Origin of the sequence: Pseudanabaena sp. BC1403, from assembly GCF_002914585.1 — a bacterium.
GTDB lineage: Bacteria > Cyanobacteriota > Cyanobacteriia > Pseudanabaenales > Pseudanabaenaceae > Pseudanabaena.
This window is the reverse complement of the sequence record NZ_PDDM01000011.1, coordinates 80,491-102,111: the sequence shown is the minus strand read 5'-3', so window position 1 is coordinate 102,111 and position 21,621 is coordinate 80,491. Positions and strand designations below refer to the sequence as shown.

Here is a 21,621-nt window from a genome sequence, read left to right as displayed (position 1 = left end):
TGGAGTTAATCTTGTGTTGATAAATCTAGTGTTAATAAAAAAGATCGTGCGATATAGTCTGCTCGGATTTCTAGGACTCTGCTTAGCAGTTTCCTTGGGAGTAGACCATTCCAATGCTATTTCTCTAACTGCACCAGCTGAGCCATCTGTCACGATCGCAGTCTCCTCAACCAGCAGTCTAGATCAGGGGCGTAATTTGTATGATGCGGGGCGATTTGCTGAAGCAGCTCAAGTTTGGCAACAGGCTGCACAGGAATACGGGGCTAAAGGTGATCGCTCTAACCAAGCTCTTACCCTCAGTTATCTCTCTTTGGCTTACCAGCAACTAAATCAATGGAGTGCGGCTCAAAAGACCGTTGACGAAAGTTTAGCACTTCTAACTTTGGCAAAACCTGTCGATGCAATTCTCTGGGCGCAGGCTTTGAATACCAAGGCAAGCCTCCAGCAACAAATTGGACAATCGCAAATTGCGGTAGAAACATGGAAGCAGGCTGAAGATTACTATCAACAAGCAGGTGATCTGCAAGGCGTACTGGGTACTGAGATCAATCAGGCTCAGGCTCTACAAAGTTTAGGTTTTTATCGGCGATCGCGCCAAACCCTAGATGACATCAACCAGAAACTCGAAAAAAGTGATGATTCACTCTTGAAAGTGAGTGGCTTACGGAGCGTGGGGAATGCCTTGCGCGTGCTAGGAGATAATGAGGCAAGCCACAAAGCCCTGACATGGGGTTTAGCGATCGCCAAAAACCTCAACGCCACCAATGAGCTAAGTCCAATTCTAATTGGCTTAGGCAATAACGCCGCCGATACTCGCAACTTTGACGAAGCGCTGCAATACTTTATCGAAGCTGAAAAAGTTGCTACTAACTCCAGCGTTAGTATTGAGGCAAAACTCAACCAATTGCAGATCTATGTGAATACTGGGCAGACCCAAGCGATCGCCACACTCGCCCCCCAAATCCAGCAAGAACTCAGCGAGATTCCCGCTAGTCGAGCTTCGCTGTATGCGATCGTCAACCTCGTCAGCAACCTCTCGAAGCTCCCTCCCCAGAGTCAGCCCATTCCAGCCACACCACTGATTCAGCTTCTAGACAAGTCGTTACAGTCTGCTCGTAAGCTCAACGATCCGCAAGCTGAAGCCTATATCCTTTCCCAATGGGGGCAAATAGTTGCAAATAACGGACAATCAACCGAAGGAATTCGTCTCCTTCAACAATCCATGCAACTGTCGCAGTCTATTCAAGCCAAAAACATCCTGTCTCAGTCAGCATGGAAGTTAGGTCGCTTGCTCCATCAACAGGGACAGAGGCAAGCTGCGATCGCCGCCTACGGGGAAGCCGTTGATGCACTACAAAATCTTCGTAGTGATCTAGTGGGCATCAATCAAGAAGTGCAATTCTCCTTCCGTGAAAGCATTGAACCCGTATATAGAGAGTTCGTCAGTCTCCTCCTTGATGAGAATCCAGACCAACCATCTCTCGTCAAAGCACGGGAGATGATTGAAGCTCTCCAACTTGCGGAACTAGATAATTTCTTCCGAGAATCTTGCCTTAATTCCCAGCCTCTGCAAATTGACCAGATTGATACGAAAGCGGCGGTTGTTTATGCGATCATGCTTCCTGATCGGATCGCAGTGATTCTCTCTACCGCAGGGCAACCACTGACTTATTACAGTAGCGCTGTCCCTAAAGCTGAAGCCGAGCAAACCATTCGTTCGTACTTAGGTTCAATCCACCCTGCCTCAGATAATGCAGGTCAGAAACTACTTTCCCAGAAAATATACAACTGGTTGATTCGTCCCGCTATAGCTAGTCAAGCACTAAAGGACAAACAAACCCTAGTCTTTGTACTAGATGGAATATTACGAAAAATTCCCATGGCAGCTCTATATGACGGGAAACAATACCTAATTGAAAACTATGCTGTAGCTCTGTCTCCTGGGCTAAAACTGCTATCGACACAATCACTGGAACAGAAACAAATTCGATCTGTTGTCGCAGGTATTAGCGCTTCCCGCAATGGCTTCCAATCCCTTCCTGCGGTTGAGACAGAGGTCTTAGAAATTTCTAAATCTACCTCTGGCAGTAAACTCCTAAATCAAGAATTTACTCCTACCACTTTGTCTAAATCGATAGAATCAAAGAGTGCCAATGTCGTTCATTTAGCTACTCATGGTCAGTTCAGTTCTAAACAAGAAAATACTTTCTTATTGACTTGGGATGGACGGTTGAACATTCGCGAGTTGTCAGAGATGCTACAAAGTCGAGAGACAGGTGACTCGGGATCTATAGATTTACTGGTGTTGAGTGCTTGCGACACCGCTGCTGGCGATGATCGGGCTGTCTTAGGGCTAGCAGGATTAGCCGTTAAGTCAGGAGCGCGATCGACGATCGCTACACTCTGGCCCGTGAAGGATAAAGTCGCTTCCCGTTTAATGGTGAAGCTATATCAAGGTTTAGGTAAAATTTCTAAGGCTGAAGCATTGCGTCAAGCCCAAATTTATATTCTCTCTGACAAAAACTTCAGTGATCCGTTCTTCTGGTCATCTTTTGTCCTAGTGGGTAATTGGTTGTAATCAAGACGGCGTGGCATATGTAGATATACATAATTAATTACACATCCAAAAACGTAAAGTTGCGCCCCTGCGGGGCGCAACTTTACGTTTTTGGGTAATTTTGCACATGAATAGTTACAGTCACTTGTCTTAGGGCAAAACAAAAAAGGCGCAAAGCGCCTTTTTTGTTTTCTATGCTCGCCAAGTACCATGAAAACCCATCGGGACAACGCTGGGCAATGCTAAACGACAAACTGGTTCAGCATCTAAGCGATCGCTATCAAATACCCATACTTCTGAACATTCGCGATCGCCATCAAATACAACGGTGATCACCCAACCAGTATCAGGATTGGATGAATCAGGTGCAAAAATTGGTTCCATCGGATAGCGATTTGTCCCAAGATTGGCTTCGGTAAGGGTATGAGTTTGATAGTCATAACGAGCGATCGCTCCAAATAGTTCTTGATTAATGACAGCATCAGGTCGATGAATGGAAAGATAGGTATAGCGAGAGTTTTGTCCAACTTGCGAAGGGGCGACAATAGGAAATTCAGAACCGCGATCGCATAATTGCGAAGATTCCAGAAATTTGCCTGTGTTTGGATTGAGGCGCATTTGCCAGAGAGTTCCTTTTGCTTTAGTTGTCGTTTTGCCAGACGCGATTTCCTTGAGATATTGATTGGTCGCAAAGTCAGGATAGCGCACTAAATCAAAGACAAGATTGCCATCGCGATCGCTATAGCCATTCCCAAAATGCCACTGAAACCAAGGCTCGACAACATTGCGACTAACCAATTCAAGATTGTGGCGATTAAATACTAAAATCTCCGTTCCTTCTTGGGGCTTCCATTGCAAAGATTCACTATAGCTTTGGAGATTGAGCAATACAGGAAATACATTCATCCGCAATGGTGGTACACAGAAAATTAGATAATCACCTGCTAGTACAAAATCATGCACCATCGATAGCCCTTGAAGATTCGTCTGGCTCTTTTTGATCAGCTTACCAGTGCGATCGCTGCGGTAAATATTTAAGGTTGCATTCTTGCCATAGGAAACTCCAAAGTTAAAAATCTCACCTGTCTTTGGATCGCGCTTGGGATGGGCAGAATAGGGCAAATGATTTTCTAAACCTTCAAGATTTTCTAAACCATAGGTTTCTAGGTTTTCTAAATCCAATGCATGGGGCAATCCTCCTTCCCACAAAGTTAGTAGCTTGTCAGGGAGAGCAATCACAGAAGTATTTGCCACATTCTTAGAAGCTTTACCGAAACGCTGCCACCATGCACCTGTGGCTGTCATGCCATAATTGCCATAGATCAATTTATCAGCACGTTCTTCTTCTAAATATCCTTTGGTTTGGACATAGCGATAGGTAGCCCGAGCCTGTCCTTCCATAAAATGCACAGCAAGAATTGCACCATCGCCATCAAACCAATGTCCAACTTGCACGCCTCCACGCTCCAATCGCCCAGGCCCATTGCGATAAAGAGAGCCTTTAAGGTTTTCGGGAATGGTTCCAGAAATTGTGGAGAGTTGAGTAAGAGGGAATTCGCTAGCTGGTTTTGCGATCGCCTTTGCCCAAGATGCTGGTTTTGAAATAGTTGTAGTCATGATTTAATTCTGTTAATTTGATTGTGGGTGAGAAACTTTAGGGAGATTTTGTGGATTTAGGAAGGCTTTGTCTAGGAAGTTTTGGAAGTTTTACTAGAATCCTGCAATGCACTAAACCAATATCCAGTCAAGACAAACCTAGGAAAAGTAATCCACTGCTCTAAGAAGATACGGACGATCGCGTTGAGTGGGCTTGAGAATGGTTCTGCGGAATTTTCCTCAATGCTATGACCTTTTCCTTGAAGCACTATGGATAACGTCATAAACACTATACAGAGTACACAAGCACTCAAAGAGACATTAAAAAGTGCGAGCAATAGTCCGAGGTTTGCGGCAAGGAATAAAGGTACAAAGATAATATGCAGAAGCAGATTCCTTTTTGATTTGTGATAGCGGAGATAGCCATTCCATTGCCATTGAAGTAGTTTAGGTATAGACATAATATGTGTGATTAAGAAGTATAAGCGGTTCCATCTTTATGAGTAAATTGCCAGCCTTGTTCGGTTGCTTTTGCTACGAGATCGTCATCTGGATAATGTCCTTGATCGTTGGGAGTGCGATCGCCGATTTCTAGATAAGTGGCTACTTGATCGGAGTGATTATAAAGACAATGCCCATTTGCTTCACCAGCAGGGAATCCCGCCGATTGTCCTGCCGACAAAATCGCTTCTCCTTCATCAGTAATCAAGGTTAATTCTCCTGAAAGAATATAGATGAACTCGTCTTGTTTTGTATGCCAATGACGGAGTGCTGATCGCGATTTTGGTGGGAGCGTGGTTAAATTTACGCCAAAGTTTTTTAGCCCTGCGGCATCACCGAGACGTTTTTTCTCTCGGCCTGCAACTACGGGTTTGAAGAGATCAGGATAGTTACTGCCTGTGCGACTTGGGATTTGGCTAGGATCGATGATAATCATAGATGTAGGATTGAACTCTCTCTAGGTTGTAACAACTTTCTCCATAGATTTACGAACTTCATTTTTTACTGATTCATATTCAGCTTGAGTTTGTAAATATTGCTGATACCATGCAATTGTATTGCGAATTGCTTCACGATGAGTGGTGGCAATATCGCCAAAAGCCTTGACAAACTTAGAACTGTCAACAATAAATGGATTCTCAAATTGATACATCATCTCTACCGATTCAGCGGCTTCAGGAATGAAGAATCCACCAATTCGCATCATCAATTTACCCATGCCATTCATTTTTGCGGGTAGTCCCAATTCTTCAAAAAGAATATTCAACATTTCTCTTGTAGAAATCGTGGGCGCGTTGGGAACATGCCAGACTTGCCCGATCGCTTCCTCTCGCTCTCCCAAAATGATCATCGCTCTAGCAAAATCTCGAATGTAGGTATAGGTATGAGGTAGATCCAAGTTACCGATCGCTTCGGCTGTCTTACCTTGCAGGGCAGGAATAAACACGCGATCGCTAAATACAGAATTGCGAACGCCTTCACCATAGACATCAGAAGATCTGGCGATCGCTACCTGTGCCTTTCCTGCACGATGAGCTGTCATCAAGGTTTCCGCAAGTTGAGCGCGAATCTTACCTTTATTTGTAGTTGCGGCATAGGGCATATCTTCGCGCATCGGTTCTTTGACTTTGCCATAGCCATAGAGACTATCACCGTAAATCAACTTTGCGCCACTAGCGATCGCACCAGCGAGAATACCCTGCTGCAAGGGAGGAAATTCTTTTACCCAAGCTTTGAAATTGTACTTTGGTCCCGCGCAGTGATAAATCACTTCTGCGCCTTGGCAAACTTTTTGCGTGAATTGTGGATCGGCAGCATCACCGAGAAACAATTCCACACCTTGAGGCAAATTCGTCCGATCACTACGACTTACCATCCTGACTTGCTTGCCCTGTGCGACAAGTTGCTGTGCGATCGCCTTACCTAAAGTACCTGTGCCAAAAATAACTTGAAAATCTTGTTGAGAAGCATTCATTATTCTGTCTCCTATAGATAGCTGGTTTATTCTTCCATATTCAACTACGCTAATATGCACTTAATTGAATATGAGAGATAATATATACTCAACTAAGTGCATATGTCAACCTCAAGTCTAGTTAATTTTCAAAAATATGTCCCTTGCTTACGCCATCTTGGTTTCATTGATTTGCGAACCAAAAAGCGGCTATGACCTCGCCAAACAATTTGATGGCACGGTAGGCTTTTTCTGGCAAGCCACACACCAGCAGATTTATCGTGAGTTAACCAAACTAGAGCAACAAAACTCGATCATTGCTGAAGCGATCGCTCAAGATGGTAGACCAGACAAAAAGATATTCTCTGTTTCTGATACGGGGCTATCGCATCTAAAAACATGGCTGCTGCAATCTAGCGAAGTTGAAACCGTAAAAGATGAATTTTTGCTTAAAATCTATGCTGGTTATCTCATTCCCGAAGATGCGATCGCCAAAAAAATCAAACACCATCGCCAACTGCACCAGCAGCAACTAGAAATTTATCAAGCGATCGAACGGAACTTTTTTAGTTCGCCTCAAGATTGTCCCAAAGAGTCTCGTTTTGCCTATTTAACACTCCGTCGAGGGATCAACTTTGAGCAAGGCTGGCTTGATTGGTGTGATGAAGCATTGGAGCTTTTAGATGCTTGGAAATAGTCCAAAAGCCAAATATCGTCGCAATACACCGATATTTGGCTTTTACATAGATAGTATCTAGTTTGTAAATGGGTAAGATTTTTACATCTTCTTTAGAGTCAACAGATCTCTTTAATTCGATGAAAATCAAAAAAATTCTTGTAACTGCGATCGCGCCATTTTTGGCATTGTCTATGCAGCCTACTCCCAGCGCATCAGCGCAGTCATTGAGTGATTGTTATGTACAAATCGTCGGAAGAACAACGGGTTCGCGGGTGAATCTGAGAGACGACGCTGGTACTCAGTTTAGAAGTCGTTCGTACTTGTTGGTTGGGCAGTATGTAAACATGCTCAATAACGATTCTGGTAAGAGAGTTGAAGATCAAGATACTGAAGGAAATACTTGGTACTATGTGGAGTACAGACCAAGTGGCACTAGGGGATGGATTCGGGAAGACTTTCTTGCTCAGCAATGTAGCAGGTAAAAAGTAGCGGTGCAAAGCACCTCTACTTTTTTGGTGTCTCTAGGTTAAACTTTGTAAAGCAACAAGTAAAACAAAAAATACAAATAAATTCTAAAAATCAATGAGTGAAAAGATCGTATGGACGGCTGAAGCCGAAGCCAAACTGAAAGATATTCCCTTCTTTGTGCGTCCATTTGCACGTAAAAAGATTGAAAAATATGCTCAGGATAATAGCTTCTCGCCAATCACTGTCGATGTTTATGATCAAGCTAAAAAAATGTTCAATAAAAAATACGATCAAATGAATTGAGAGAATGCAAATCGATGAGACGCATTCTCTCAATTCATTTGATGTAAGATATGCGCAAGTTCTGGTTTAGGGCTTACAAAATATGAATGAAACATCGGGGCAGTCAGTAGGGGAATCAGTCTGGAAAAGACTGCGTCATGGCAACATTGCGACCTGCGAAGAAGCATTACAGTTTTTAGTGGATCTTGAAGGAAATGTTCATTTGTCTTGGCTTGACCAAGATCTTACACACCGTTTTTTTCGGGAATTTGAAGACCGCAGCATCTTGCCACCAGTAATTCCGCTATTACTATGGCGCAACTGTTTTTATATTGGTAGTCCCAAGCCTTTAACTGATGAACACATTAAGTTGATCAGCGATCGCACTTTAACTGACATCAAAACGATCAAGATTACAACGACGAGTTATCGCACATGGTTTCGTCGCCAAAATATTCCTAATCCTAATGAGATCCATTCGGCGCAGTCGATCAATCCGCTTACGGGGGAAACTGAGCAAGTTGATATTGTCGAAGCTACGGATCTTTATTTATCTCAAGCTGTCGATCAAACCCGTCGGATTAATGCCTTAATGTCGATCGCTCTACAACATCGGGCAAGTGACATTCACCTAGAGCCAACTCCTACAGGTTTAAGAGTCCGCTTTCGTATTGATGGCATTTTGCGCGATATCAAAACCTTGCCCCTCGAAATTAGCCGCAAAATAATTGTCGCCCTGAAAGTGATGTCCGACATGGATATCGCCGATAGTCGTCGTCCTCAAGATGGTCGCATTGGCAAAGAATATACCAGCGATGAGAGTCTGCATCGTAATCTCGATATGCGAGTGAGCACATTGCCCTGTGTCTGCGGTGAAAAAGCAGTAATTAGGCTTTTGCCTCGCGACAATCCTTTCTCGAATCATTTAGAAAATTTAGGATTTAGCGATCGCACTCTAAAAATTTACGACAGTTGGTTACGACAGCCCCAAGGCCTGATCATCATGACTGGCCCCACGGGTTCGGGCAAAACTAGTACCCTTTATACAAGTTTGCAAGCGATCGCTCAAGAACATGTCAACGTGATCACCGTTGAAGATCCTGTCGAATATATCTTGCCAAATATCACCCAAACTCAAGTTTGCGAACCCGCAGGCATGACCTTCGCCGCAGGGTTACGGGCTATTTTACGACAAGATCCCGACATTGTGATGGTGGGAGAAGTTAGAGATCCTGAAACCGCTGAAACCGTTGTAAGAGCTGCTCTAACAGGACATTTAGTTCTATCGACAATGCATACGAATGATGCTGCTAGTGCGATTCCTCGACTCAAAGATCTAGGGCCAGATCCAGGACTGATTAGTGATGCTTTATTGGGTGTGGTTGCTCAGCGGCTAATTCGTAAAAACTGCCCTCATTGCTCAGCGCTTCATCATCCATCTTTGTCAGAGCTGCAATCTCTTAAACTCGATCGCGAAGATATTGATCCCAGTCGTTGGCGTAAAGGTAAAGGTTGTGAAAAATGCTTTTTCACTGGATATATTGGACGCGAAGCTGTGGTCGAATTGATCGATATTGATGATGCTTTTCGCCAAATGATCTATGAAGGCACAATCACCCAAATGAATCGTTATCTTAATGAAATTGACTTTAATTCATTTCGACTAGCAGCGATCGATAAGCTCAACTCTGGAATAACTACAACCGAAGAAATTTTGCGAGTCTTACCGCGTAGTGCCCTATACCGAGTCAATTCTCCCATTTCTCGCCAAGCCCATATCAAGGCTGTTAACTCATAAATAAAAAGCCGCGCTTTGCGCGGCTTTTTATTTATGGTTGAACTTTTACACCACGCCAAAATGCAATATGACCTTTGATCTGCTTTGCCGCATCCTTTGGTTCAGGATAGTACCAAGCTGCATCTTTATTAGTCTCGCCATTAACTTCGACATTGTAATAACTCGCTACCCCTTTCCATCCGCAAGTTGTATGCGTATTACTGGGCTTAAAATATTCCATATTCAGCGCATCAGCAGGAAAATACTGATTTCCCTCCACGACTTCACAGCGATCACTTTCAGCAAGGACAGCACCATTCCAAATAGCTTTTGTCATAAATTTGAGGGTTTGAAAATTATTTTATTTGTTATTGTAATGTTTGATAGACTCAGCTAGTCAACTTTAGCGTTACTATAATTCTCTAGGCATAGAATACTAGATATCCTAGAAATTGTTTAGTTTTGATGTAATAAGGCTTGAGACATGCTTTTAATCACAGTTGGGACAGAACAATACCAATTTAACGCTCTAATGCATTGGATAGAGTTGTTAATTAAGTACCAACTAATTAATGAAGATGTATTAGTACAATACGGCTTTTCAACGCATTTACCTGATGGCTCTACGGCTTATCGAAATTTATCTGAGCAAGAATTTTTGAACTTTGTTGATCGAGCCAGTTTGATTATTAGTCATTGTGATGAAAATACAGCTCTACTGTTAGAAGACAAAGATACGCCATATGTTCTTGTGCCAAGATTACATAGATTTCGAGAATATATTGATAATCGTCAAATGGAAGTTGCCGATGAATTTGAGCACAAAGGTGTAGCGATCGCTAGATCCCCAGGAGATTTAGTCAAATTTATCAAGTTACAACAGACAGCCACAGTAATCCCTAAAGTTGATGAGACTCAATTATGTGAATACCTAAAAGATCGATATCCATCGCAGAAATTAATGCTTGTCTGTGCTGCGGGTGGTTATTTTCGTTATATGCAAAGCCTCAAAAGTTTTTGGGAAAATTATAGCGATCGCTCATGGATATCTGTACGGACGCATACCACTGAAAGTGAGATTGAGAATGTTCTTCGGTATTGGGGTTATGCTCCTGTAAAAGACAACTTCGCAAATTTCATCCGTAATGTAGTTCTAGCCTTTAGGGTTATGCCTCGTCAGAAGCCAGAGTTAGTTGTTTGTACGGGTTCAGGATTTTCTCTTCCTTATCTACTTATTGCTAGATGGGTTTGTGGTAGTAAAGTTGTTTTTATAGAATCAAAGACACGCTTTCAAGATATAGGTTTGCCAGCATGGATCTTAATGAAATTAAATGTGCTTGACCTAATTGTCGTTAGAAGTAGGGCGATCGCAAATCGATATCCTAAGTCTGTGTACATTCCTGTTAGTGATGGAAGTAATAAAGAAATAACTCAAAATCGAGATTATAAACAAGCCTCAATCGTCACTTTTGATGAAGTTGCATTTATCTTTAGTCCCGAAAGGTTGGTGTTTTCTACTGCTAGAGAATTTTTGATCGATTTCCAAACTATTTGCAATAACGATGAATTCTATAAGAAGATTGTGATTGATATGAGTCACACTACGGTTATGGATAGCGCTGGCTTGGGCGTTTTAACTAACTGTCTTAGGATGGCGACAGCGAATAAAACTAAATTGGCTTTATGGAGTGTGAGTGAAGCTGTTGGTGATTTGATTGGACTATCTTCTCTTAGTAATTTATTCGTAACTGAGCCAACCAGCAATACTTTCCGATTTTCAAATTCAATCCAAATGACTAAAGTTAAAAATATTACGATGTCAGGATTGTTTCTATTTCGCACACAGCAATTACTCAAGAAAATCCCTGTGCTCAGGATTTTTTATCCCATCCTTAAATTTTTCTTCCCTTTCATCGACATCGACCCCAGCGTACCTGTCCATCCTTCAGTCCGTAGCCCTATTAAAAGGCTAATAGATATAGTTGGTTCATTAATTGGCTTAAGTTTCACTGCTGTTTTATTTGTTCCGATCGCGATCGCGATTATGGTAGAAAGCAAAGGTAATGTTCTGTTTGGACAAATTCGTTGCGGTCTATTAAGCAAACCATTCCGAATTTGGAAATTTAGGTCAATGGTAAAAAATGCTGAGCAACTTAAAATAAAAGTTGAGAATCAGGTAGAAGCAGGTTCAAAAGTGCCTATTGTGGATGGAGATGATACGACTGTAAGTGGCAAATTTTTTAAGAATGCTGATGATCCACGGGTAACCAAAATGGGTAAGTTCTTAAGAAAAACTAGTCTTGATGAATTCCCACAATTTTGGAATGTTTTGATCGGAGATATGAGTTTAGTCGGAACTCGTCCTCCTACGTTTGATGAGATTAACTCCTATGAATTAGAAGTTGAATATCATGATGAGCGCTATACAGAATGGAATCGTCTAGATGTGAGACCAGGAATTACTGGCGTGTGGCAAGTGAATGGGCGCTCCAGTGTAAGAACTTTTGGTGAGGTAGTAAACTACGACATTGAATATCGTAAAAATTGGAGTATTTGGTACGATCTCAAGTTGATTGTCCAGACTTTTCTAGTTCTATTTGATAGAAAGAATAAGGCAGTTTAGCTTACTCCCAAAAGAACCCAAAAAATTAAAAGTGTTGCTTCGCAACACTTTTAATTTTTTGGGTTTGGGTTTGTTCGCAAAGCATTGTATCCTTTTAGCAATACACAGAGTCATATAGAAGAGATTATGGAACAGAATTGGTCCCAACTGCTAAAGCAGCTTATGGATAAACAAGCCCTAATGAGCGAGCAGGCTACAGCACTGATGCAGGGTTGGTTAGAAGGAGCGATCGCACCAGAGTTGTCGGGAGCAATCTTGACGGCTTTACAATTTAAAGGGATCGAGGCTTCTGAATTAGCTGCTATGGCAAATGTGCTGCAATCTCAAAGCGAAGGGCAAAAACTTAAAGAACAATTTGGTCATATTGTCGATCGCTCCAAACCTTTGATTGATACCTGTGGCACTGGTGGCGATGGCGCTTCGACTTTCAATATTTCTACTTCCGTTGCTTTTGTGGCGGCAGCGGCAGGAATTCCTGTGGCGAAACATGGCAATCGGGCAGTTTCTAGTCGCTCTGGCTCGGCGGATGTTTTAGAAGCGATCGGGATTCACCTTAGTACATCCACAGAAAAGATTTACGAAGCTCTGCCTGCGGTAGGGATCACCTTTCTATTTGCACCTAGTTGGCATCCTGCGATGAAAGCGGTCGGGGCAATTCGTCGCAGCTTAGGAGTTCGCACGGTATTTAATTTGATTGGGCCTTTGGTAAATCCTCTTCATCCTACGGCACAAGTTTTAGGAGTTTATAGTAAGTCCTTAACGCATACTGTCGCTGAAGCTTTACGGTTACTTGATCGCCAGCAAGCTGTGGTTTTACATAGTCGGGAAGGCATGGATGAGGCAGGTTTAGGCGATCTTACTGACATTTCATTTTTGCGCGACGGTATCGTAACTGAAGAAGCGATCGCACCTCAAGAATTAGGATTAACTTCTGCACCGCTTGAGAGTCTAAAGGGTGGCAATGTTCAGGAAAATGCGGATATTTTACGCGCAGTTCTGCAAGGCAAAGGTAGCCAAGCTCAAGCTGATTGTGTCGCTTTAAATAGTGGCTTAGCCCTACGAATTGGCGGTGCGGCGAGTACTTGGGCAGAGGGTGTGAGCCTTGCCTCAGACATCCTCAAAAGTGGTGCAGCATGGTCAAAAGCAGAAGCATTGGTGAAATTTTTGCAATAACAAATACATCAGCCCTGCACTCAAGTGCGGGCTAAAAGCTTAAGTCCACTGAAGTGGACTACATAAAACTGTTAATTAACCCGTTGAAACGGGTTTGAGCTTTTAGCCAGCACTTGAGTGCAGAACTACTGTGTAATTCCCAACTTAAAAAAGTGACGGGGTGAAGCACCGCCACCTGCGTTTTTAAATTTATGGAAATCGACTATATTGCTCTATTTGTTTCTGATGTAGCACGATCGCTAATTTTTTATCGTGATGTTTTAGGCTTTAGCTTTGAGAAACCTGCCAAACTTGATGGAGTGGAAGGTTATAGCGGAAAGCTAAAAATAGGGATTTACGATCGCAGTTGGTTACCAAAATTATTTGGCGATCGCGGTGAGCAGATTATTAGTGGCAATCCATTTTTGCTATCAATGACCGTTGATGATCTCGATCAGGTTTATCAGCAAATATGCGATCGGCAAACGAATATTTTAGTAGATATCATTTCACTACCAACTTTGATGCCTTGGGGACAAAGAATTTTGTTTTTAAGCGATCCTGATGGCAATATGCTCGAAATTGTCCAATCAGCTCTTAATTAGTGTTGCGCGGCTTTGCCGCGCAACACTAATTAAGAGCTGATTGAGATGCGGCGCTTCGCGCTGCATCTCATCTTTTGGGTCAGAATTCATGTACGATTCTATATTGCATCTATTTTTCTGACTGAGACACTTGTGCCAAAACCATTACAGCTAATGTGGGCATTGTCTGGACTATTGCTGACGATTGCTAGCACGTTCATTCAACCCTCCATGCTCCTACCCTCCCTCGCAGGTCAGGGCAATAATGTTGCGATCGAATCGATCAGTGTCACTATGCAAATTGGTGCAGTTCTCCTCACAGGTTGTCTCGGGGGACGCTACGCCGCTCTCTTATCGCAAATCACTTATATTACTTTGGGCTTAAGTGGATTTGGCGTATTTTATCAAGGTGGTGGTTTAAGCTATCTTAAATCTCCCGCTTTCGGATATTTGCTTGGGTTTGTGTTTGGCGGATGGCTTTGTGGATTTCTAGCTTTTTTGAGACCACCAAGTTTATCGCAGATGGCAATCAGTTGTTTTGGTGGATTAATAGCAATTCATCTAATCGGGATAGTCTATTTAATAGCAATTCAAATACCAAATTTTAGTGCCATTCAAACTACATTTTGGCAATATTCTGTCCAAGTTTTATCAGGTCAGTTTTTAGTTGTGTGCGCAACCATTGTTATAGCAACAATTTCTCGAAAACTATTATTTTATTAACATCTAGCAATCCTAAATAGTAGTAGTGCGAGTTCCACTTAACACCAGTTCTAAAATCTATCTGCTAAAGCCGATTACTATTACTGTGAGTCTTTAGCTTTATGCGATCGCTCTTTTAAACCCCAAAAGAGAGATGGTGGACTAACTGACACATATCTCTTTTGGAAGTTAAAGCTTATAAAAATGTTGAGATGTCAAGGGACTCAATAGGACGAAAAAACGCAATTAATCTTTGAGCGATTTTCGCAACTCCACCTTGGACATTTGACTCAATATTTAGAGGCATGACAGGATCGTGGAGGGAAAGCCGCAATAAAAACCAACCATTTTCATCTGGGGAAGCACAGGAAACACGGATGCCTTCATAGTTATTAGGAACGATTTTCCAGTCTGCTTGAGTGGCGGCAAAAGCATGTAAATCTGTAATTACGCGATCGCCTAATGCTTTAAAATCTTCCACACCCATCTTGATCCGAAACTCTTCGCTCTCAACAGGCTCTTGTAAATTAGCAATCAAATCAGTGAGAGATTTACCAGCCAGTTTCGACTTGGCTAGCTCAATTAACAGCTTACTGACTAAATATGCACCATCATCAAGAAAATAATTTTCTTTCATTGCGCCATGCCCTGAAGTCTCGATCGCTAACCATGACTCCTGCCCTGATTGGTTTAAGCGTATGGACTCATTAATTACATTTTTGTAACCACGCTTAAACCGATGATGCACACCCTGTAAATCTTGCTCTATAAACTTAGTTAAGCCATCGGAAGTGATGGAATCTGTAACAATTGTTGATTGAGGGTGCTCCTGTAAAATGATCGCGGAAATTATGGCAATCAAGCGATTACGATTAAGCTCCTTACCAAATTGATCGACAGCCGCACTGCGATCGACATCGGTATCAAAAATAATCCCAAAATCAGCTTGATGTTTGACTACTGCTTCACAAATAGAAGCCATAGCAACCTTATCTTCGGGATTGGGAACATGATTGGGGAAATTGCCATCGGGATCGAGAAACTGACTACCCGCAATATCTGCACCCAAGGGCTGCAAAACCTTGTCGGCATAAAATCCACCTGCACCATTCCCAGCATCAACAATTATTTTCAATCCTTTTAAAGGTTGCTCATAGTGTTCAGGATGATTGACAGCTTCGCGGATTTTGGTAACAAATTGATAAGCATAAACGGAAATAAAATCATGCTTGGTGATGTTACCTTGAGAAGATGAAATTTCAAATTCATTCTTTTCCGCAAGTGTGAGAATATCCGTAATATCTTTTTTCTCTAAACCACCTTGTGCTGTGAAAAACTTTAAACCATTGCGATTGAAGGGTAAATGACTAGCTGTAAGCATAATTGCGCCATCGCAATTAAAGCCATCGGTAATTGTGCTCATAAACATTGCAGGCGTAGAGGCGATCTCAAAGTCATAAACCTGACTGCCTAACATATTAATTCCTGCGATTACAGCTTGGGTTAATTCTGCGCCAGAGAGCCGACTATCACGCCCAATAGAGATTAGCAGATCTGATTTGGGTTTATCTAATTTCTGAGATAGCCAGCTAGTAAAGGCTTTACCTAAAATTTTGACAACTTCAGGTGTCAAGTTTAAATCTTCGTTGGGTACACCTGCGATCGCTACACCCCGAATATCGGAACCATTCTGGAGCTTCTTCCAATTAAAATCTTGCATTGTCATCTTACTTTTAAGCCGTCGCGTGCTATGCGGATGCTTACAGTTTATCAACTTACACCAATACCCGAAAGCGTGATGACACTTTTGTGTATTAAAAAACAAAACCATTAAGGGTTTTAAAAACACAAGCGGAAATACACATTAAAGCTTAAATGCGATCGCCTAATCATTCTAAGAAAGCGATCGCTATCAATCGGACATTCCCGATCTCTTAAAACATCATCTCGAAATCCCTGATAGCCCTCAAATGAAAAAGCGATCGCTACTAAATCTAAAAAAACATCGATCGCCTACATATTTCTAAAATGCTGATCACTATCAAACGAGACATTCCCGATCACTTAAAATGTCATCTCAAAATCACTGATAGCGTACATACATATTTCTAAAATACTGATCGCTATCAAACGAGAAGTTTTTAATCGCACCGCCTACTTAATATTTGACGATGAGAGAACGATATTTCATCATAAGTTTAGATTGCTGAATGTCTATTCATGTCAAAAACATCAATTTCACTTTTTTCTAACAAATCCTCAAATTTTTCATCCCCATAATCCTTTATATATTTATATTCAGCATCGGTAATTGGAATTGCTAGTAGCCAAGAGACCATTTTGGTCTCAATCTGTAAAGTTTTCAACTCTTCTTGCCATAGAAATGGAGATGTAAAATAAAGATGAATTAGATCTAAGTTCAATGCATAATCATTTAAAACATTTAAGAGCGTTCCCCCAGGATGACATAGCCATCTATTTTGCATAATATAAAACGCGGCAGTAGAAACAACATTTGGGAACCATTCAAGACCTGTATTACCAACACTGATAATCTCCAAACGGCTTGGAAACTCACGGTTGTTTTGATACATTGGATAGTCTGAAAGCCCAATAGTTGCGCATGTCGTGAAGTTTTCCAAAGGACTATCTGGACAAATAAGTATAGGAATCCGAAGAGACTCATCATCATCTAGATACTCTACTACTCTAGCATTTGGTTTATCGCCAAATGCACTATGCATTAGTTTTGCAATCATTTTATTTTGATTACTAGGCATAAGACTATGGTCCTAAATATGTGTCAGTTAAATCTTCACCCTGATGACTTTGGTTATAGCTAGGTCTCTCAGGTCGATAGTGAGCTGGATTATTGTGTTCATCCAAAAATTCTTCTCTGCTAATACCTCTGTCTTTAGCACTAGCTCTATGTTTTCTGAACTCATATCCATTCATATGTCCCATGTCCCAAGGTTCACTGGGATCCATGATTTGTCCATTTTGATCAAGTACATCTCCATCTGAATTCTTAGAATTTTCTCATACTTTGTCTTGCACACCCTTCCGAAATTTAGAAGGGCGGCTATATTGGACAATAGCAAGAAAAATATGAGGTAGAAGAAGATCGCCTAAGGCTTTACCCAAATTAATATCATTCGGGCTAAAACCACCATTGGCAGCAGGAAAAGTTTCGATAAAGTCGCGCCAGTTTTGGCTGGAGTCACCGCCTTTATTCGTATTTATATCATTAGGATTGAAATCATCATTGGGAGAAGGATAACCGTCAATCCAGTCACACAAAACAGAATCGATATATTTACCAAAATTAATATCATTTTGGTCAAACTTTTGATCACTTGTATAACTTAAAGGGAAAGTACTATCAGAAACTGAGTTAGGTACGCTAATTTCAAAGTTAAATCCTCTAGCAATAATTGTGACAGAATGAGTAGCATTAAATTGAGTCTCTTAGAAAGCAGTTTGCAAAATAAATTTATTTACATTAAAAGAGACGACCTAAATTGTCATAGTCGTAAATAGTAGTCGCTTGATTCGCCAACTTCACCGAAGTCAATTCACCCAGATTATCGTAGGCATATTCAGTAGTATGCAGATTTGCATCTTTAACCGCGTAAGTTTCTGTACAGATGCGCACCTCCGTTACAAGCAAAGCGCTGAAATCGCGTTTATCATATAAACTTGCCTCAAACCTTGAATGCTAAAAGCCTATGTTGACAGCTTTTTTGATGTCGTTATTGACTCCTATTTCACCAGTCTTACCCGCAGCCAACTTGGCACATGTTCCTAATTCAACTAGCAAAGTTGCTCAAGCTACCAACCAACGCCAAATCATTTTAGAACGGCAAGAAATGCGTCCTCTGATGGGCAAACTTGACGACGTACCAATGTTTAATAGTAATAGTCCTGAAATTGTCCAAACAGAAGGAATTTTGCTGTCAGCTTTCCCACCTGAAGGCATGACTCATCCAAAGGCTCATTTAAACTTTCCCTTTCAAGGGCGATTCGATTTATTCACGCACCATATTTCTAAAGCACCACCACCAGTCGATTTGAGGACTTTGTATATTGGTGCGATCGTCTATAATCCAACCGATCAGCCAGTAACCATTGATACCTTGCTGGGAGCCAGCTATCTCAGCCAGCCCGACGCACCATTTTACGATGCGCCCAACTACAGCCTCAATAATAATGGCGAAACCTATCGCGGGCCTGGCGATCGCGCCATGCTCGATATTTTGCGTGGTCGCCGCCAGAATATTTTTCCTGCTCAAATTGTGATTCCGCCAAAGCAAAGTCGGATGTTGATGAATATCCCGATTCCTGTTAAAGAATTAGATCCGCCATTAAATGGGCGATCGGGGTTATCACGTTTACGTAGCAATGGCAAGGTTTATGTCGCAACTCTAGCGCTCTATGCTCGACTTAACTCTGATGGAACTGAACGCGCTCCCAATCTTGAAGAATGGGAAAATATCCTCAAGAATGGAGAACTCTCTAAACCGCGTGACGTTGTGCCGACACCGCCAGATTTAACGGAAGGAGCCTTTGAATATAGCCGTGTAGCTGGTGTTCAGCTTGGTTCACAATGGTTTGGAAATTTAACAGATAAAGATAGCAATGATCTAGCTATCCCTAAATCTGGTGAATCATATTCCTACGGCTTGAGTCTGTTGCAGTACGGCACTATGGGCACTGGTCAAGTCCAAACTGCGCCGTTGAAAGTGCGCTATCCTGACACAGCATATTCTGCTCACGGTAATTACGGCGTGCAGTATAACTTGACGTTACCTCTGCATAATCCAACTAACGAAACGAAAACGGTCACGCTCTCATTCCAAAACCCGATCAAATATGATAAACCTGTTGGGGGTTTACAGTTTTTTGAGCCATTACCTGATGATGTGTTTTTTCGAGGTTCGGTTCGGGTCAGATTTCGAGATGATAGAGGCTTGGCCCAATCGCGCTATGTACATTTGATGATGCGGCGTGGGGAACGTGGGAAGTCTTTGGTGACTTTGACGATGCCCCCAAGCGATCGCCGTGTCGTCCAGTTTGATTTCCTCTATCCTGCGGATGCTACGCCACCACAGGTTTTGACGGTAACGACTATACCATAAAGCGCTTTGCTCAAAACCAAGTAAACCCTTTAAGATTGTTGCTAGGCCAAAATCTTAAAGGGTTTATTGTAATAAAGCCGTACTTCTCTGATAACTACCTTCGGTCGTAATAAAATGATAAATTGATGACTACGCAGTATTTGGAGAAAGTTATTTTGCGTCAGTTTGCTGTCCTTGGGATGCCCGTTCATATCCATGAAAACTATAGAGACTGGCTTGTACAGAGATTGCAAGCCAATCAAGGCGCTCATGTTGTGACGCTGAATGCAGAAATGACAATGCAGGCTCGTAAAAACTCTGATTTGGCTAAAGTCATTCAACGAGCTGAGTTAGTTGTGCCAGATGGAGCTGGTATTGTGCTGTACCTGCGATCGCAAGGTGAAAAAATTAATCGCTGTCCAGGAATTGAGCTATCTGAGCAAGTTGTAGAGATTGCAGCCAAGAAGCAATGGCGGATCTTTTTACTTGGTGGTGCTCCTAATGTTGTCGATAATGTTGTCGATATTTGGCAGCAAAAATGGGCTGATATTGCGATCGCGGGAACCCATCATGGTTATTTTGATGATGTGCTTGAGCAGCAAGTCTGTGAGCAGCTACAAAACTCTCAATCAGAGCTGATTCTTGTTGGGTTAGGTGTGCCGCGCCAAGAGCTGTGGATTCAGAAATATCGCCATCTTAGTCCCAATGCGGTGTGGATTGGGGTAGGCGGTAGTTTTGATATCTGGGCTGGCACAAAAACTCGCGCTCCTGAGTGGTTTAGCAAAAATCATCTAGAGTGGCTATATCGTCTCTACCAAGAGCCTTGGCGATGGAAGCGAATGCTCTCGCTTCCTCATTTTGTCTGGTGCGTCACCAAAGATTCTTTATTCAAAGCCAAGAAAATTTAGTTTAGCAGCCCTGCACTCAAGTGCGGGCTAAGAGCTAAAGTCCACTGAAGTGGACTACGGAATGCTTTTAATTAACCCGTTTCAACGGGTTTGAGCTTTTAGCCCGCACTTGAGTGCAGGGCTTGAGTGCAGGGCTACTACTTAAAGAGACAATGCAACATCACCATACTTCGATTAAAACTGCGGATATTTTTGAGGCGATCGCCTTTTACGAAGCGTTAGGATTTGAGGTGACTGAGCGCTTTACCGCAGGAATTACACTGGCTTGTTGGATGCATGGAGCTGGGACTAATCTGGAACTAATACAAGTTCCTGAGCCAAAGAAGGCTCCTGATGCTTTTGGTGATGAGCATTATGTGGGTTACTATCACCTATCGTTTCATGTGGAGAATTTGGAAGCTTTTTTACTAGAACTTGTGAATAAATTAGGGAAGATCAAATTATTATTGCCGCCAAGAGAGCAAACTATAGGCGATCGTACCTATCAAGTTGCTTTTATCGCCGATCCTGATGGATTACCGATTGAGATAATGGCAATGCTTTAGACAAGAGCATCTTTAATTAACTGTCGAATACTAGTAAAACCCCGTCTAAGACGTTCGGGCTGATCGTAGAGTCTAGCAATTAAAAGAACTCCCTCTAGCATAGTCAAAATCTGCTCAGCTAATAAATTGGGATCAATGCGATCGCTTAATTGCTCTTTTCCATCCCGCAACATTTGAGCAAATAAGGCTTGCCATTCATCAAAAACCTGTTGGAGATGCTTCCGAAAGGTTTCGTTATATTCGGCTAAATCGACAATTAAGTTCCCCAATAAACATCCTGCACAGTTAATTTCAGAGAGATGTTTTGCTTCGATTTTATCAATTGTCAGTATGAGTCGCTGAATCGGATCATCGGTAACTTGAGAAGCTGACAGAAAGGCATTTTCTCTGATTTTGTGCCACTGGAAATCAATCAGCGCATGGGCAAATTCATCCTTTGATTGGAAGTAGTTATAGAAACTGCCCGATGAAGCCTGAGTAGCAGCAAACAACTCCTTTAAGCCAGTCGATTGCAAACCCTGACGATGGACAAGATCGATCGCTGAGGTGAGAATATCTTCGCGTGTACGTTTGAGATTTGCCATAAACTAACTGATTTTCATATTAGGCATAGCGATTAATATGTAAGGGCAATTCATGAATTGCCCTTACTACATTGCATTTACATTTTCAGGAAA

At 42.0% G+C, this 21,621-nt stretch carries 23 protein-coding genes; 12 read left to right on the top strand and 11 right to left on the bottom strand.

The window, feature by feature from the left end; translation table 11 throughout:
• Positions 1 to 46 precede the first annotated feature (46 nt).
• Positions 47 to 2,578 carry a CHAT domain-containing protein gene (locus CQ839_RS11920; protein ID WP_258040708.1) on the top strand — a complete coding sequence of 844 codons (2,532 nt, stop codon included), beginning with the start codon at positions 47 to 49 and terminating at the stop codon, positions 2,576 to 2,578.
• Between the two features lie 171 nt (positions 2,579 to 2,749).
• Here the strand turns inward: CQ839_RS11920 and CQ839_RS11915 are convergent, their stop codons facing one another.
• From CQ839_RS11915 to CQ839_RS11900, 4 genes are all read right to left on the bottom strand, one after another.
• Positions 2,750 to 4,174, bottom strand: coding sequence for a carotenoid oxygenase family protein (locus tag CQ839_RS11915; RefSeq protein WP_103668495.1), 1,425 nt, complete (start codon positions 4,172 to 4,174; stop codon positions 2,750 to 2,752).
• 71 nt (positions 4,175 to 4,245) lie between these two features.
• Positions 4,246 to 4,614, bottom strand: a complete 369-nt coding sequence (locus tag CQ839_RS11910) for an Mpo1-like protein (protein ID WP_103668494.1) — start codon at positions 4,612 to 4,614, stop codon at positions 4,246 to 4,248.
• Between the two features lie 11 nt (positions 4,615 to 4,625).
• A complete protein-coding gene (locus tag CQ839_RS11905) occupies positions 4,626 to 5,087 on the bottom strand; it encodes a cupin domain-containing protein (protein ID WP_103668545.1) in 462 nt (153 codons plus the stop codon).
• A 24-nt stretch (positions 5,088 to 5,111) separates the two neighbouring features.
• Positions 5,112 to 6,128 carry an SDR family oxidoreductase gene (locus CQ839_RS11900; protein WP_103668493.1) on the bottom strand — a complete coding sequence of 339 codons (1,017 nt, stop codon included), beginning with the start codon at positions 6,126 to 6,128 and terminating at the stop codon, positions 5,112 to 5,114.
• A gap of 136 nt (positions 6,129 to 6,264) precedes the next feature.
• On the opposite strand from CQ839_RS11900, the gene CQ839_RS11895 reads away from it, so the two are divergent.
• The 4 genes from CQ839_RS11895 (at position 6,265) to CQ839_RS11880 (ending at position 9,334) form a co-directional block, all read left to right on the top strand.
• Positions 6,265 to 6,804 carry a PadR family transcriptional regulator gene (locus CQ839_RS11895; protein ID WP_103668492.1) on the top strand — a complete coding sequence of 180 codons (540 nt, stop codon included), beginning with the start codon at positions 6,265 to 6,267 and terminating at the stop codon, positions 6,802 to 6,804.
• 119 nt (positions 6,805 to 6,923) lie between these two features.
• Positions 6,924 to 7,268 (top strand): SH3 domain-containing protein, encoded by a 345-nt coding sequence (locus CQ839_RS11890; protein WP_142653223.1) that lies wholly within the window; start codon positions 6,924 to 6,926, stop codon positions 7,266 to 7,268.
• Between the two features lie 100 nt (positions 7,269 to 7,368).
• Positions 7,369 to 7,557, top strand: a complete 189-nt coding sequence (locus CQ839_RS11885; RefSeq protein ID WP_103668490.1) for a PCP reductase family protein — start codon at positions 7,369 to 7,371, stop codon at positions 7,555 to 7,557.
• An 82-nt stretch (positions 7,558 to 7,639) separates the two neighbouring features.
• Complete coding sequence (locus CQ839_RS11880; protein ID WP_103668489.1) at positions 7,640 to 9,334, top strand: GspE/PulE family protein; 1,695 nt, start codon at positions 7,640 to 7,642, stop codon at positions 9,332 to 9,334.
• 31 nt (positions 9,335 to 9,365) lie between these two features.
• Here the strand turns inward: CQ839_RS11880 and CQ839_RS11875 are convergent, their stop codons facing one another.
• Complete coding sequence (locus tag CQ839_RS11875; protein WP_103668488.1) at positions 9,366 to 9,650, bottom strand: DUF427 domain-containing protein; 285 nt, start codon at positions 9,648 to 9,650, stop codon at positions 9,366 to 9,368.
• Between the two features lie 147 nt (positions 9,651 to 9,797).
• On the opposite strand from CQ839_RS11875, the gene CQ839_RS11870 reads away from it, so the two are divergent.
• The 4 genes from CQ839_RS11870 (at position 9,798) to CQ839_RS11855 (ending at position 14,395) form a co-directional block, all read left to right on the top strand.
• The gene (locus tag CQ839_RS11870) at positions 9,798 to 11,936 is read left to right on the top strand and encodes a sugar transferase (RefSeq protein WP_103668487.1); all 2,139 of its coding nucleotides are present in this window, start codon (positions 9,798 to 9,800) and stop codon (positions 11,934 to 11,936) included.
• Between the two features lie 126 nt (positions 11,937 to 12,062).
• Positions 12,063 to 13,109, top strand: coding sequence for an anthranilate phosphoribosyltransferase (trpD, locus tag CQ839_RS11865; RefSeq protein WP_103668486.1), 1,047 nt, complete (start codon positions 12,063 to 12,065; stop codon positions 13,107 to 13,109).
• Between the two features lie 191 nt (positions 13,110 to 13,300).
• Complete coding sequence (locus tag CQ839_RS11860; protein WP_103668485.1) at positions 13,301 to 13,693, top strand: VOC family protein; 393 nt, start codon at positions 13,301 to 13,303, stop codon at positions 13,691 to 13,693.
• A 132-nt stretch (positions 13,694 to 13,825) separates the two neighbouring features.
• Positions 13,826 to 14,395, top strand: coding sequence for a biotin transporter BioY (locus tag CQ839_RS11855; protein WP_103668544.1), 570 nt, complete (start codon positions 13,826 to 13,828; stop codon positions 14,393 to 14,395).
• A 175-nt stretch (positions 14,396 to 14,570) separates the two neighbouring features.
• On the opposite strand, the gene CQ839_RS11850 is transcribed toward CQ839_RS11855, so the two are convergent.
• The 5 genes from CQ839_RS11850 to CQ839_RS11830 all read right to left on the bottom strand — a co-directional run bounded on the left by CQ839_RS11850 (position 14,571) and on the right by CQ839_RS11830 (position 18,044).
• Positions 14,571 to 16,094 carry a phosphomannomutase/phosphoglucomutase gene (locus CQ839_RS11850; protein ID WP_103668543.1) on the bottom strand — a complete coding sequence of 508 codons (1,524 nt, stop codon included), beginning with the start codon at positions 16,092 to 16,094 and terminating at the stop codon, positions 14,571 to 14,573.
• Between the two features lie 478 nt (positions 16,095 to 16,572).
• Entirely contained in the window at positions 16,573 to 17,154 is a 582-nt protein-coding gene (locus tag CQ839_RS11845; RefSeq protein ID WP_103668484.1) for a suppressor of fused domain protein, read from the bottom strand.
• 4 nt (positions 17,155 to 17,158) lie between these two features.
• A complete protein-coding gene (locus CQ839_RS25695) occupies positions 17,159 to 17,362 on the bottom strand; it encodes an HNH/ENDO VII family nuclease (RefSeq protein ID WP_103668483.1) in 204 nt (67 codons plus the stop codon).
• Positions 17,363 to 17,413: 51 nt separating this feature from the next.
• The gene (locus CQ839_RS25895; protein WP_103668482.1) at positions 17,414 to 17,674 is read right to left on the bottom strand and encodes a hypothetical protein; all 261 of its coding nucleotides are present in this window, start codon (positions 17,672 to 17,674) and stop codon (positions 17,414 to 17,416) included.
• 202 nt (positions 17,675 to 17,876) lie between these two features.
• Complete coding sequence (locus tag CQ839_RS11830) at positions 17,877 to 18,044, bottom strand: RHS repeat domain-containing protein (RefSeq protein ID WP_103668481.1); 168 nt, start codon at positions 18,042 to 18,044, stop codon at positions 17,877 to 17,879.
• Positions 18,045 to 18,102: 58 nt separating this feature from the next.
• Here CQ839_RS11830 and CQ839_RS11825 point away from each other — a divergent pair, with 58 nt between their 5' ends.
• The 3 genes from CQ839_RS11825 to CQ839_RS11815 all read left to right on the top strand — a co-directional run bounded on the left by CQ839_RS11825 (position 18,103) and on the right by CQ839_RS11815 (position 20,944).
• Positions 18,103 to 19,512 carry a DUF3370 domain-containing protein gene (locus CQ839_RS11825; RefSeq protein ID WP_103668480.1) on the top strand — a complete coding sequence of 470 codons (1,410 nt, stop codon included), beginning with the start codon at positions 18,103 to 18,105 and terminating at the stop codon, positions 19,510 to 19,512.
• A gap of 125 nt (positions 19,513 to 19,637) precedes the next feature.
• Positions 19,638 to 20,399, top strand: a complete 762-nt coding sequence (locus CQ839_RS11820) for a WecB/TagA/CpsF family glycosyltransferase (protein ID WP_103668479.1) — start codon at positions 19,638 to 19,640, stop codon at positions 20,397 to 20,399.
• 152 nt (positions 20,400 to 20,551) lie between these two features.
• A complete protein-coding gene (locus tag CQ839_RS11815) occupies positions 20,552 to 20,944 on the top strand; it encodes a VOC family protein (RefSeq protein WP_103668478.1) in 393 nt (130 codons plus the stop codon).
• Here CQ839_RS11815 and CQ839_RS11810 read toward each other — a convergent pair.
• Entirely contained in the window at positions 20,941 to 21,528 is a 588-nt protein-coding gene (locus CQ839_RS11810) for a TetR/AcrR family transcriptional regulator (protein WP_103668477.1), read from the bottom strand. The two genes, CQ839_RS11815 and CQ839_RS11810, sit on opposite strands and share 4 nt — an antisense overlap.
• Between the last annotated feature and the right edge of the window lie 93 nt (positions 21,529 to 21,621).